Genomic DNA, 14504 nt, shown 5'->3' with positions numbered 1-14504 from the left:
TTATATATTGATGGTTCTATTTTTTTCTGATAATAAAATCGTCGAATCCCTAAATTACTACAATACCACAGTATAATCATGAAAAAAAGTAGATACTCCTTCCTTCCAAGAGTTATCCACATGCAGTTAATCCATATTCTGTACCACCTATTTTAACTTATCCACATGTGAATAACAAATATCCCCCGCTTCACTTTCTTCCATTCCCTTTTCGACTCAAGAGAATATAAAAAGAAATATGTCACTTATTGTTGAATTGAAACTTTGTAAAAAAAATATTCGACATACAACGATATCACGGCCTAAAAAAAGAACCCCTGCTTAAAAGCAGAAGGTTCATTTAAGTGGAGTAATGACCAAGTGACGATACGGCTCAGTCCCACTTGAGGTTGTTTTTATTTTTGGATAATCCAAGAGGGCATTATGGATGACCTTCCGTTCATAGGATGGCATCGGCTCGAGTGAAACAGCTTTACCTGTTTTCATGGCTTTATTTGCCATTCTTTCAGCCAATTGGATTAAAGTGTCATTGCGGCGATTTCGATAATCTTCTGCATCTACGGTAATATTCAAAAACTGCTTCGAATATCGATTTGCTACCAGCTGTGCTAAATACTGAAGTGAATTTAGCGTTTGACCCCTTTTTCCAATCAATAATGCAATTTTATCACCTGATAAATGAAATGTTACGTTCTTACCTTTACGGGTGACATCAATTTGTGCATTGACTCCCATTTCCACGCAGACATTCTTCAAAAATCCAAGTGTCTCTTCAATGGGATCTGGAGGCAATGTCACATGGACGATAGCCTTCCTTGCACCAAATAAACCAAAAAATCCTTTTTTGCCTTCATCTTCTATTTCAATCTCTACGCGATCCTTAGTGCTGTTCAGTTGAGCTAAAGCTAAATTTACTGCTTCTTCGACAGATTGTCCTGTAGCAGTCACTTTTTTCACTTTTTCTTTGCCCCTCCCGCGTTTTCCGCAGCTGCTTTTCTAAGATCCGGACCTTTGATGAAATATGTTTGAACGATACCAAAAAGGTTACCAACTACCCAGTAAAGAGAAAGAGCAGCGGGGAAATTAATAGCAAATACAACAATCATGATTGGCATGATGTAAAGCATCATCGTCATTTGTGCAGCCATTTGTGGATTGGAGTTCATTCCAACCATGGACATCTTTTGCTGGATAAAAGTGGTGATACCGGCAACGACCGGTAAAACATAAACCGGATCCGGGGAACCTAAATCAAACCAAAGAAAACTATGTAAAGCAATTTCTTCCGTACGGCTGATTGCATGGTAAAATCCGATCAAAATCGGCATTTGCACCAATATCGGCAAACATCCCGCCAATGGATTCACATTATATTTCGAAAATAGAGCCATTGTTTCTTGCTGTAGTTTTTGTTGTGTGGCAGCATCTTTTGAGCTGTATTTAGCTTGAAGTTCTTTCATTTCAGGCTGAATGGCCTGCATTGCTTTCGAGCTTTTCACCTGTTTGATCATTAATGGAAGTAATGCCAAGCGAATGATTAGTGTAACGCCGATGATTCCCAAACCATAGTTTTCGCCAAATGCTTCGGAAAGCCAGATGATCAGGGCTGATAATGGATAGACAATGTATGAATTCCAAAAACCTTCACTATCCGCAGTAATAGGTTCTTTAATTTCCGTACACCCTGCCAACAGCATCATTATCGAGGCTAGTCCAATAATGAGTAATATTCGTTTTTTCAACCGTAATTTCCTCCTAACTGCAATCAATCTTTTTTGAAACAATTGTGAACTGTTTATTAGCAGATTTCAAGGAAAAGTAATCCACTTTTTCCACAGTTACAATCGGAATTTTCTATGTCATCTTACAAAGTAACCACATGATCCGAGGAGTGCTTATTCGATATTGAGGGGACTTTATTGTTTTTTCATTTTAAAGTTTAGTGATTTAGAACGTTTCAGGACATGTATCAAGCTGCTTTTCACCTGGAAAAAGTCCATCTCCGCCGCTGGTTTTCGAGCAATCACAATATAATCCTTACCCTCTTCTATATCTTCTTTCAATTCCAAAAACGCTTGCCGTATGTATCTTTTGATTTGGTTCCTTACAACGGCGTTCCCGATTTTTTTACTGACAGAAAGGCCGATCCTGAAATAATCCTGACCAGGCTTTTCAAGGACATAGACAACGAATTGCCGATTAGCAGAAGATTCACCTTTTTTAAACACAAGCTGAAATTCATCCTCTTTCTTAATCCTTAACTTTTTTTTCATTTTTACACCTTCATTACATGAATTGAGTCTCAGTAAATCCCTTATTTTGCGAAAAAAGACCACTGAGACTTTTCAGTGGTCTATGCAGATAATACTTTTCTGCCCTTACGGCGACGTGCAGCGATTACTCTACGTCCGTTTTTCGTGCTCATACGTGCACGGAAACCGTGAACTTTACTATGTTTGCGGTTATTCGGTTGATAAGTTCTTTTCATTATATGACACCTCCCTGAGGAATAACAGTTAAAGACAGTCTTTACAATTATATAGATGGAGGTTTCTACTTGTCAACCTCATCCATAAAAAATATTTCTTTTTTTAATGCTCAATGTCCAGTAGGCCTTTTTTTACTACCTAGCCTATTGTAAATGATTTTGCTCCGAACTGATATAGAAATTTTTGGGGAAAGGAAAATTTCCATCATTTTATCCATGAGCACAAATAGAAATCGCAAGGAATCCTCCCTTGCGACACACCATTCGACAAATAATAAGAATGAACCTGAATCATTTTCGATCTTTCTCCATGCAGGTCATCAGCTTGAACAACTTGGTTCAAATCGAATTAATTCGAGCCTATAATCACGGTCTGTGGATAAAATTCGACATGTTTTTTTCTATCCACATCCCATTTTATAGACTTTTGCACATAACAATAGCCTGTGGAAAAGTTTTTCCCACAAGCTCGGTAAGTTGTGGATAAAGTTTTCTAACCCATTGCAAGACGCCTGAATTTCTGATATTATATTTGTGTTTTCACTCTGAATAACTTTATCAACAGGTAACGTTTATCCACAGACTGTGTATAACTTGTGGATAGTTTATCCGACCTGTGTATATCAATCTGTCCACAGATGGTGGATATTGTCGAAAACCCTTTTTTCTTCTTTATTATTATATATTTCTTAAAATACCTGTTGATGAATAAACATTCAAATCTACACTGGCTCACCAGATGTAGTCTGTACAAAGGTTGTACAGCGCAAGATATAGTTTTGGGCACTCCATATTACACAACACAAAAATCCCTTATACAGCTCACCGAACCTTTGCTGTCAAAATTAATATAAAGACGGCAATCGATGAGTTTATTTGTGCCTATACATTTAGATACAATTATTAAAAATTTTTTGCAAAGGAGGGATAAGTTTGGATAACATCGATAGCCTCTGGAACCAGGCGCTCGGAAAAATCGAAAAGAAAATCAGTAAACCAAGCTTTGAAACTTGGCTTAAATCAACCAAGGCTTATTTACTGCAAGGTGATACATTAACAGTCACCGCTCCCAATGAATTTGCCAGGGATTGGCTTGAAGAACGCTATTCCCATCTTATTTCCGATGTATTGTTTGAACTTACCGGTGAGGAATTGGAAGCGAAATTCATCATTCCCCCCAATCAAGAAGATGATGATTTTGCCGTTCCTGTTCAGCCTAAAAAGATAAAAAAACAGGATAAAGAGCATGCTGCATTTCCACAGCATATGCTGAATGCGAAAAATACCTTCGATACATTTGTCATCGGCTCCGGCAATCGTTTTGCCCATGCCGCGTCTCTCGCTGTCGCAGAAGCTCCGGCCAAAGCCTATAATCCCTTATTCATTTACGGGGGCGTAGGTCTTGGAAAAACTCATTTAATGCATGCCATCGGGCATTATGTTCTTGAGCATAATCCGAATGCAAAGGTCGTTTATTTATCGTCTGAAAAGTTCACGAATGAATTCATCAACTCAATCCGGGACAATAAAGCTGGGGAATTCCGTGATAGATACCGAAGTGTTGATGTTTTATTAATTGATGATATTCAATTTCTTGCGGGAAAAGAACAAACTCAAGAAGAGTTTTTCCATACATTCAATGCGCTGCATGAAGAAAGCAAACAGATCGTCATCTCGAGTGACCGCCCGCCAAAAGAGATACCTACACTCGAGGATCGCCTCCGTTCAAGGTTTGAGTGGGGCTTGATCACGGATATCACACCTCCTGATCTGGAAACGCGGATTGCCATATTGCGTAAAAAAGCAAAAGCTGAGGGTCTTGATATCCCGAATGAAGTCATGCTCTATATTGCCAACCAAATCGATTCCAATATTCGTGAGCTTGAAGGTGCACTTATTCGTGTCGTCGCTTATTCTTCATTGATTAATAAAGATATAAATGCGGATTTGGCAGCTGAAGCATTAAAAGACATCATCCCTAGCTCAAAACCTAAAATAATCACCATCTTGGAAATCCAGAAGACGGTCGGTGAACATTATAGTGTCAAACTTGAGGATTTCAAGGCGAAAAAACGGACTAAATCAGTTGCCTTTCCAAGACAGATTGCCATGTATCTTTCCAGGGAGTTAACGGACTCATCCCTGCCCAAGATAGGTGATGAATTTGGGGGCCGTGATCATACGACCGTTATCCATGCGCATGAAAAAATCTCCAAACTCATGCAAACGGACACCCAGCTTCAACGTCAGGTTAAAGAAATCCAGGACCAGCTGAGGGTATAATAGATTCTGGATAATGTGAATAACTGACGACTACTTACACACAGTCTGTCCACATGTGGATAGACTGTTTTTCCTTAGGTTGAGTGGACTTATCCACATATCAACAGGACCTACTACTATTACTACTATCTTTTTTAATAAAAATTATTAATAAATATGCCTATTCGGCAATAAAAAATTGGAGGATGAAACATGAGATTTATAATCCAAAGAGATCGATTAGTTCATAGTGTCCAAGAAGTAATGAAAGCAGTCACATCAAGGACGACGATTCCGATTCTAACGGGGATAAAGATAAGCGTTACTAGTGAGGGGGTCACCCTAACAGGTAGTGATTCTGATATCTCCATCCAATCATTCATTCCCGCTGAGGTTGATGGAGATGAGATTGTTGAAGTTAAAAGCAGCGGCGGTATTGTCCTGAATGCCCGTTTTTTCAGTGAAATTGTCAAAAAGCTGCCGATGGATACTGTAGAAATTGAAGTGGAGAATAACTTTCAAACGATTATTCGCTCGGGAAAAGCTGAATTTAATCTAAATGGACTGGATCCTGAGGAATATCCACATCTTCCGATCATTGAAGAAGAAAATATTTTCAAGCTTCCAACGGACCTTTTAAAGACCCTTATCCGCCAAACTGGGTTTGCAGTGTCCACGTCAGAAACACGCCCCATCTTAACAGGTGTAAACTTAAAGGTTCAAGATGACGAATTGACCTGTATTGCAACAGATAGTCATAGGCTTGCAATGAGAACAGCCAAAATAGAAAATAAAATTAACGGGACCTATAGCGTTGTAATCCCAGGTAAAAGTCTGAATGAGTTAAGTAAAATCCTAGATGATACGAACGAACTCATTGAAATCGTCATTACCGAAAACCAAGTACTTTTCAAAGCTGAAAATTTATTATTCTTCTCAAGACTGCTTGAAGGGAATTATCCTGATACATCACGCTTGATTCCATCGGATAGCAAAACCGATGTGACTGTTCACACCAAGGATTTCCTTCAAGCGATCGACAGGGCTTCTTTATTGGCGAGAGAAGGAAGAAATAATGTCGTCAAATTGACAACCTTGGAAGGCCGTATAATCGAAGTCTCTTCCAATACTCCTGAAATTGGTAAAGTAATTGAGGAGGTTCAGGCAGAAGCCATTGAAGGTGAAGACCTGAAGATCTCATTCAGTGCCAAATTTGTAATGGATGCTCTAAAGGCATTGGAAGGTTCCGATATAAAAATTAATTTCACAGGTGCAATGCGTCCGTTTGTCATTCGTCCGCTACATGATGATTCCATGCTGCAATTAATTCTCCCGGTAAGGACTTATTAAGCTAAAATAATATTTCAAAAAAATTAAAGGCTTGTATAGCAAGTCTTTAATTTTTTTGTTTTTAAACATAGGTTTCCAAAGGCTTTTTGGCGCTTTTTCAATTCTGTACGGGACTCTGAATCGCTAAAAACAGGAACTCAAAAAGCTATACTTTGTCTTAATGGGATTAATTTAGTAAAATGAAATATTAAAGACTACTTAGAAATGAGTGAGGCATGAATGGACTCCATAAAAATCAATACTGAATATATTACCCTTGGACAATTCCTGAAAGTGGCCGATTTGATCCAAAGCGGCGGAATGGCGAAATGGTTCTTAAGTGAATACGAGGTTTACATTAATGGCGAATTAGACGTGAGAAGAGGCAGAAAATTAAGATCAGGTGATAAAATAGAGATTCCTGGATTTGGCACCTACACAATTACAAGCTAAAACATAAGGGAAGAGCGGAATATGTATATTGAAAATATAAGTTTGAAAAATTACCGCAACTATACCGAATTGAATCTGACTTTTGAGAATAAAGTCAATGTAATCCTTGGCGAAAATGCTCAAGGGAAAACAAATGTCATGGAATCCATTTTCGTTTTAGCAATGGCAAAATCCCATCGGACCTCAAATGATAAAGAACTTATTCGCTGGGATGAAGAGTATGCTAAAATAGAAGGAAGAGTTAGAAAGAGAAATACCTCAATACCACTTGAGCTGACCATTTCAAAAAAAGGGAAAAAGGCGAAGTGCAACCATATTGAACAAAGAAAGTTGAGTCAATATGTCGGAAATATGAATGTGGTCATGTTTGCGCCTGAGGATCTTAACCTTGTAAAGGGAAGTCCTCTAGTCAGACGCCGTTTTATAGATATGGAAATTGGCCAGGTTTCTCCCGTATACCTTCATGATATGAGCCAATATCATAAAATACTTCAACAAAGAAATCATTACTTAAAGCTTCTGCAGACCCGGAAACAAACGGATACGACGATGCTTGACGTGCTGACAGATCAATTTATTCAGTATGCAGCGAAAATTGTCGAAAGAAGGTACGAGTTTCTTTTAAAGCTCCAGCAATGGGCAGAGCCGATTCATTCGGGGATCTCCAGAAATCTAGAAGTATTGAAAATCCAATATAAACCGTCGCTTGATGTATCAGAATCTATGGATTTGACGAAAATGATAGAAGTATACACAGAAAAATTTGATAAAATAAAAACAAGGGAAATTGAACGGGGTGTTACACTGGTAGGTCCTCATCGTGACGACCTGGTTTTTTTTGTGAATGACCGTGATGTCCAGACATATGGTTCACAAGGACAACAGCGTACGACTGCCCTGTCTTTGAAACTTGCCGAAATTGAGCTGATCCATGAAGAAATCGGCGAGTATCCCATTTTATTATTGGATGATGTGTTATCGGAACTCGACGATTTCCGTCAATCCCATTTACTGAATACGATACAAGGGAAAGTGCAAACATTTGTGACGACACCCTCCGTTGATGGAATCGATCATCAAACCCTAAGAGAAGCGTCCACCTTTTATGTTAGTCAAGGAAGTATAAAAAAGGTTAAATGATGAGGTGAATGTATGTATCTCCACATTGGTGAAGACATTCTTGTGAAAACGGACGATGTCATAGCCATTTTAGATAAGAAGCTGCTTCAGGCCTCTCCGATCATGAGTGAATTTTTGGAGAAAAAGTCCGATGTAACTTACCATTTAGCAAAAAACTCGGTTAAATCGATTGTAGTGACGGACAAACAGGTATATTATTCACCGCTTGCGTCGTCCACTTTGAAAAAGCGTTCACTGCAGCCATCGCTCTTAATCGATGATATAGATATTCTTTGAATTGTAGCTAAACGTTATAATTACTCCTGAAAATTGATAAATGCCAAAAGAAAAGTGTAGGTGATACGTATGACAATGGAACAAAAAGAAGTACAAGCTCAGGCATACGATGAGAATCAGATACAGGTTTTAGAAGGCTTAGAAGCAGTTCGTAAACGTCCGGGGATGTATATCGGCTCCACCGCTGCAAAAGGACTTCACCATCTTGTTTGGGAAATTGTCGATAACAGTATTGATGAGGCACTAGCTGGTTTCTGTACGGAAATCAAAGTGACGATCGAAGAAGACAATAGCATAACCGTAGTCGATAATGGTCGGGGAATTCCAGTGGGCATCCATGAAAAAATGGGACGCCCGGCTGTGGAAGTAATCATGACGGTCCTTCATGCGGGCGGTAAATTTGGCGGCGGGGGTTATAAGGTCTCCGGCGGTCTGCATGGTGTGGGGGCATCAGTGGTTAATGCCTTATCCACGGTATTGGAAGTGTACGTTCATCGTGAAGGGAAAATCCATTATCAGCAATTTAACCGCGGTATCCCAAAAGAGGATTTGAAAATCATCGGGGAAACCGATCATACCGGAACGACTGTACACTTCATTCCTGATGGTGAAATCTTCACGGAAACCTTGGAATATGATTTCGATACATTAGCCACACGAATCCGTGAGCTTGCATTCCTGAATAAAGGCTTGAAACTGATCATTGAAGATAAACGTGAAGAAGAAGAGAAAATCAGGGAGTTTCACTATGAGGGCGGCATCAAATCCTATGTCGAGCATTTGAACCGTTCAAAAGAGGTTTTGCATGAGGAACCGATTTTCATGGAAGGCGAAAAAGATGGCATCTCTGTTGAATTGGCTCTGCAATATAATGACAGCTATATCAGTAATGTCTTTTCTTTTGCTAATAATATCCATACCTATGAAGGCGGTACACATGAATCAGGATTCAAGACTGCTTTAACCCGTGTCATCAATGATTATGCACGGAAAAATAGTCTTTTAAAAGAAGCGGATTCCAATTTCTCGGGTGAAGATGTCCGGGAAGGTTTAACGGCAATCATTTCGATTAAGCATCCCGATCCGCAATTTGAAGGTCAGACGAAAACCAAACTCGGAAACTCTGAAGTGAGGACGGTTACTGATTCCATTCTTTCGGAAAGGCTTGATGCCTTCTTATATGAAAATCCTGCAGTGGCCCGAAAAATTGTAGATAAAGGGCAAATGGCAGCGAGAGCCCGTTTGGCAGCGAAGAAAGCACGTGAATTGACCCGGAGGAAAAGTGCTTTGGAAGTATCCAATCTACCGGGGAAATTGGCGGATTGCTCTTCTAAGGACCCGGGTATCAGCGAATTGTACATCGTTGAAGGAAACTCTGCGGGAGGCTCGGCAAAACAAGGACGGGACCGCCATTTCCAAGCCATATTGCCGCTAAGGGGTAAAATCCTGAATGTTGAAAAGGCGCGATTGGATAGAATCCTGCACAATGAGGAAATAGGTACGATCATCACAGCGCTTGGAACAGGCATTGGTGATGAATTCAATATTGAAAAGGCTAGATACCATAAAATTGTTATCATGACCGATGCGGATGTGGATGGTGCCCATATCAGAACACTGATGTTGACATTCTTCTACCGGTACATGCGAAAAATCATCGAGTATGGTTATATATATATTGCTCAGCCGCCACTTTTCAAGATCCAGCAAGGAAAAAAAGTGGATTATGCTTATAATGACCGCGAGCTTGAAGAAATCATGGCAAGTTTGCCAAGTACTCCAAAGCCTAACCTGCAGCGTTATAAAGGGCTGGGGGAAATGAATCCGGAGCAATTGTGGGAGACGACGATGAACCCTGAAACGAGAACGCTGCTTCAAGTCAGTTTGAAAGATGCTGCCGAGGCTGATGAAACTTTCGAGATGCTGATGGGCGATAAGGTGGAACCGCGACGTAACTTCATTGAAGAAAATGCAATTTATGTAAAAAATCTTGATATCTGATTTTTGACAGGATGCTTTTTACATCCTGTTCTTTAAATAGTTCACGAACAGATAAACTTAAATGAGAGTATAAGCTTTTAATAGGAGGTTGGCTCCATGTCAGAAAATGAAAGATCAGGTGTTAAAGAAATAAATATAAGTACCGAGATGCGGACATCGTTTTTGGATTATGCGATGAGCGTTATCGTGTCGCGGGCTTTGCCTGATGTAAGGGACGGTTTGAAACCGGTACACCGAAGAATTCTTTATGCAATGAACGATCTTGGAATGACTTCGGATAAACCATTTAAGAAATCAGCCCGTATTGTCGGGGAAGTAATCGGTAAATATCACCCGCATGGTGATTCGGCAGTATATGAAACGATGGTACGGATGGCGCAACCTTTTAACTATCGCTATATGCTTGTAGATGGTCATGGGAATTTCGGTTCGGTCGATGGTGACCAAGCTGCCGCAATGAGGTACACCGAAGCGAGAATGTCGAAAATCTCGATGGAGTTACTCCGTGACTTAAATAAAGATACGGTCAATTTCCAGGATAACTACGATGGTTCAGAAAGAGAACCAGCCGTCATGCCTGCCCGTTTCCCGAACTTGTTGGTGAATGGTTCATCAGGAATAGCGGTAGGAATGGCAACCAATATTCCGCCCCATCAATTAGGTGAGGTAATTGACGGCGTATTGGCTTTAAGCAAGAATCCTGAGATTACAATTCCAGAGTTGATGGAATATATTCCTGGTCCGGACTTTCCGACAGCCGGTTTGATTTTAGGGAGAAGCGGAATCAGAAAGGCCTATGAAACCGGTAAAGGGTCAATCATTCAACGGGCGAAAGTCGAGATTGAAGAGAAACCGAATGGTAAACAGGTAATCCTTGTTAAGGAAATCCCTTATCAAGTGAATAAAGCAAGATTGATTGAAAAAATCGCAGAACTTGCCCGAGATAAGAAAATCGAAGGCATCACCGACTTACGGGATGAATCGGATCGCAATGGTATGCGTATTGTCATGGAGCTTCGAAAGGATGTTAATGCGAATGTCCTTTTAAACAACCTGTATAAGCATACCGCGATGCAGACCACCTTCGGAATCAATCTGCTTGCTTTGGTGGACGGTCAGCCAAAGGTGCTGAATTTAAAACAATGCCTGCGCTACTACTTGGAGCATCAGCAGGTAGTCATACGGCGCAGGACTGAATTCGAACTGCGGAAAGCGGAGGCCCGTGCCCATATTTTAGAAGGTTTGCGCATTGCCCTTGATAATTTGGATGCAGTCATTTCGTTGATCCGTAATTCCCAAACGACAGATATTGCCCGTGAAGGCTTAATGACACAATTCTCACTTTCCGAAAAACAGGCGCAAGCTATCCTGGATATGCGATTACAGCGCTTGACAGGTCTGGAACGTGAAAAAATCGAAGATGAATATCAGGCATTAATGGCTATAATTGCAGAATATAAAGCGATTCTTGCTGATGAGGAAAAAGTTCTTGAAATTATCCGTGAAGAGCTTCTTGAAATTAAAGAACGTTTTGATGATAAACGGAGAACTGAAATCACATTAGCCGGCTTTGAAAGCCTGGAAGATGAAGATTTAATCCCAGAGGAAAATATAATCGTGACACTTACGCATAACGGTTATATTAAACGCTTGCCTGCAACCACATACCGCAGTCAAAAACGCGGGGGACGCGGAATACAGGGTATGGGAACGAATACAGATGACTTTGTCGGTCACTTGTTAACCACTTCGACTCATGACACTCTATTATTCTTCACCAACAAAGGTAAAGTCTATCGTTCAAAAGGATATGAAATACCTGAATTTGGAAGGACGGCAAAAGGATTGCCGCTTATCAACTTGTTGGAAGTCGATAAAGGCGAGTGGGTCAACGCAATCATACCGGTGAAGGAATTTGCGGACGATTGGTATTTATTCTTCACGACCAGACATGGGATATCAAAGCGTACACCTTTGTCGTCTTTTGCAAATATCCGTAATAACGGTTTAATTGCCTTAGGTTTACGTGAAGATGATGAATTGATCTCTGTCCGACTTACGAATGGGGAGAAACAGATCATAATTGGAACGAAGTCCGGAATGATGATTCGTTTCCCTGAGACGGATGTACGGACAATGGGACGTACTGCAGCGGGAGTGAAAGGGATTTCCTTAGGGACGAATGATGAAGTTGTCGGAATGGAAATTCTTGAAGATGATGAAGAAGTCCTGATCGTTACGAAAAACGGTTATGGAAAAAGGACCTCTGCGGAAGAGTACCGCATTCAAAGCCGTGGAGGCAAAGGAATAAAAACATGTAATGTCACTGAGAAAAATGGTGAACTTATAGCCGTGAAAACAGTTACGGGTGAAGATGAAGATTTGATGCTGATTACAGCAGCTGGTGTATTGATCCGAATGGAAGTCGAAGGCATTTCTAAAACGGGCCGTAATACACAGGGTGTTAAGCTCATCCGACTCGAATCCGCAGATAATGAATATGTTTCTACGGTGGCCATCGTAGGAAGGGAAGAAGAAGAAGAAAAAGACATGGATATAGAGACGGTAACAACTCTAGATCCGGATTCTGATCCCGAACCTACTGTAATTGAAGAAAATGAAGATACTGAAAAAGATACGGAAGAATAATCTTTTCATAAAAAAGGAGTTCGGTATTAAAATTCCGAACTCCTTTTGAAATTCCCTTTGAATTTTAGTCTGAAGTTAAAGTTTTATTAATTCTATTTTTAAAACAATGAGACTTTAGGCAAAGGGTTCTATAAAAGGTTAAAACAAAGGTGATTGGAGCGGGTGTGCGGAAAGCGAGTACCTTTAGGCAACGCTCAAATTGTATAAACCGTAAAAAACTGTAGATCCAGCAATTAAGCTGGGTCTTTTTTTTGCATTAGCTGGATTTCAAAATGATCTCAAGAATGGTTGGATGTAGGTAAAAAGACTCGCGTATTTTAGGAAACTTTGCTAATGAATTGATTTTTTTAGGTATTTAATCATAATTAAGATGATTTTTACCATCTTTTTCAAGTGAATTGATACTCATTAATACTACCGAGGTGAAACGTTTTGCTAGTGAAAACTCGCTATTTAATCGAAGACTGCATCCTCTCTAAAGAGATTAGAGGTCTTTCGAACCGCCCCATAATGTATGAAAAAACAATATTGACCACGCAGTTAATTGAGGCATTGCAAGCTTTCTTAATAACAGAGGTGAGCGTTGAAAAAACTTTGATCGATGGAAAGACATTTCTGCCGAAAGAAGTAATAGATCCAGAATTGCGTGAAATGGGAGAGTCATCGGATTTTACGGATTTGTATCTTAAGTCAGTACAAAAATATAAACGATTATTTAAAAATTGGCAGGCAGGCAGTAAAGTCGAGGTGACCATGATTCGTTTCATCATGATTCCCCTTATGGACAAGGCTTTAGAGGAACCAGGAAACATTTTGATGCTGCACAACTATTGCAATAAGGAAGACTATGTATATCATCATGCTATTTCCATTGGATTGATAGGAGGATATATTGCATATAAAATGAAATGCAATAGGGCAGATGATTATGAGGAGATACATGCTCATCCCATTTTCAGCTACAAGATGATCAAGGACAGTTCCATCATTAAGGATAGTGTGAAGATAGCCGTTCTAGAGCATCATGGAAGGTTAGATGGAACGGGTTATCCGAAAAGATTGAAATCAAAGCCCATGAACTTATTCTCAAAAATCATTGCTGTTGCAGATGTATTTCACGCCATGACTTCCGAAAGGACATATAGAAAGAAACAGTCACCGTTTAAGGTATTAGAAATGATCTTACATGACGACTTTGGTAAATTTGATATTGCGGTAGTTAAAACCTTGGTTATCAAGCTTCGCTGATTTTTCCATAGGAAGCAGGGTCAAACTGAACAATGGATTCATCGCTGAAATCATTTTTATTGATACCGGCTCGCAAACAAGACCGGTCATAAAGGTGATGGATAGTGAGCAAATTATCAATTTGGGGATTAATCGTGAATTATATATAGAAGAAATACTATAATGTTTAAAGAAAAAGTTTACTCTTGAAATGTAAGCTTTTTCTTCTTGATCAGGGGTAAAATCATAGTATTTGAAATCTATGAATTGATGTATATTATTTATTTTAAAATAACTATTGCTTTTATTCCTGATACTAGATATAATAACTAAGTCGACAGCGAAAGAATAAAGTTGTTGACGAAAAATAATATAGATGATATATTATTAAAGTCGTTTCCAAACGGACGACAAAAATCGCTCTTTGAAAACTGAACAAAACAAAGCGCCAACGTTAAATTTTAAGTGAGCACACACTATCAAAAAAGCAAATGAGCAAGTCAAACATTTCTTCGGAGAGTTTGATCCTGGCTCAGGACGAACGCTGGCGGCGTGCCTAATACATGCAAGTCGAGCGAATCGACGGGAGCTTGCTCCCTGAGATTAGCGGCGGACGGGTGAGTAACACGTGGGCAACCTGCCTATAAGACTGGGATAACTTCGGGAAACCGGAGCTAAT

General features: G+C 39.8%; 12 protein-coding genes and 1 rRNA gene. 9 read left to right on the top strand and 4 right to left on the bottom strand.

Annotated elements, in window-relative coordinates:
• Positions 1-336: 336 nt before the first annotated feature.
• The 4 genes from jag to rpmH form a co-directional block, all read right to left on the bottom strand.
• Positions 337-957: an RNA-binding cell elongation regulator Jag/EloR gene (jag, locus tag ACIQYG_RS03465; RefSeq protein ID WP_402835499.1), complete on the bottom strand. Its 621-nt coding sequence runs from the start codon at positions 955-957 to the stop codon at positions 337-339.
• A complete protein-coding gene (spoIIIJ, locus tag ACIQYG_RS03460) occupies positions 954-1742 on the bottom strand; it encodes a YidC family membrane integrase SpoIIIJ (RefSeq protein ID WP_133350693.1) in 789 nt (262 codons plus the stop codon). The genes jag and spoIIIJ overlap by 4 nt, the downstream gene beginning before the upstream one ends.
• 174 nt (positions 1743-1916) lie before the next feature.
• Positions 1917-2273 carry a ribonuclease P protein component gene (gene rnpA, locus ACIQYG_RS03455; RefSeq protein ID WP_063234313.1) on the bottom strand — a complete coding sequence of 119 codons (357 nt, stop codon included), beginning with the start codon at positions 2271-2273 and terminating at the stop codon, positions 1917-1919.
• Between the two features lie 80 nt (positions 2274-2353).
• On the bottom strand, positions 2354-2488 hold the full coding sequence (rpmH, locus tag ACIQYG_RS03450; protein ID WP_034316183.1) for a 50S ribosomal protein L34: 135 nt from the start codon (positions 2486-2488) through the stop codon (positions 2354-2356).
• Positions 2489-3421: 933 nt separating this feature from the next.
• Here rpmH and dnaA point away from each other — a divergent pair.
• The 9 genes from dnaA to ACIQYG_RS03405 all read left to right on the top strand — a co-directional run.
• Positions 3422-4771 carry a chromosomal replication initiator protein DnaA gene (dnaA, locus tag ACIQYG_RS03445; RefSeq protein WP_034316187.1) on the top strand — a complete coding sequence of 450 codons (1350 nt, stop codon included), beginning with the start codon at positions 3422-3424 and terminating at the stop codon, positions 4769-4771.
• 192 nt (positions 4772-4963) lie between these two features.
• A complete protein-coding gene (gene dnaN / locus ACIQYG_RS03440) occupies positions 4964-6100 on the top strand; it encodes a DNA polymerase III subunit beta (RefSeq protein WP_101223982.1) in 1137 nt (378 codons plus the stop codon).
• Positions 6101-6319: 219 nt separating this feature from the next.
• A complete protein-coding gene (gene yaaA, locus ACIQYG_RS03435; protein WP_402835498.1) occupies positions 6320-6532 on the top strand; it encodes a S4 domain-containing protein YaaA in 213 nt (70 codons plus the stop codon).
• A gap of 21 nt (positions 6533-6553) precedes the next feature.
• The gene (gene recF / locus ACIQYG_RS03430; RefSeq protein WP_048687943.1) at positions 6554-7672 is read left to right on the top strand and encodes a DNA replication/repair protein RecF; all 1119 of its coding nucleotides are present in this window, start codon (positions 6554-6556) and stop codon (positions 7670-7672) included.
• Between the two features lie 12 nt (positions 7673-7684).
• Positions 7685-7948, top strand: a complete 264-nt coding sequence (remB, locus tag ACIQYG_RS03425; protein WP_101223983.1) for an extracellular matrix regulator RemB — start codon at positions 7685-7687, stop codon at positions 7946-7948.
• Positions 7949-8023: 75 nt separating this feature from the next.
• A complete protein-coding gene (gyrB, locus tag ACIQYG_RS03420) occupies positions 8024-9949 on the top strand; it encodes a DNA topoisomerase (ATP-hydrolyzing) subunit B (RefSeq protein WP_402836338.1) in 1926 nt (641 codons plus the stop codon).
• Positions 9950-10045: 96 nt separating this feature from the next.
• On the top strand, positions 10046-12598 hold the full coding sequence (gene gyrA, locus ACIQYG_RS03415) for a DNA gyrase subunit A (RefSeq protein WP_402835497.1): 2553 nt from the start codon (positions 10046-10048) through the stop codon (positions 12596-12598).
• A gap of 438 nt (positions 12599-13036) precedes the next feature.
• The gene (locus ACIQYG_RS03410; RefSeq protein WP_402836336.1) at positions 13037-13846 is read left to right on the top strand and encodes an HD-GYP domain-containing protein; all 810 of its coding nucleotides are present in this window, start codon (positions 13037-13039) and stop codon (positions 13844-13846) included.
• 488 nt (positions 13847-14334) lie between these two features.
• A 16S ribosomal RNA gene (locus tag ACIQYG_RS03405) occupies positions 14335-14504 on the top strand; the annotation flags it as partial.

The organism is Peribacillus sp. NPDC096622, from assembly GCF_044762665.1.
Lineage (GTDB): Bacteria > Bacillota > Bacilli > Bacillales > DSM-1321 > Peribacillus > Peribacillus frigoritolerans_B.
This window is presented reverse-complemented; position numbering and strand designations above follow the sequence as displayed.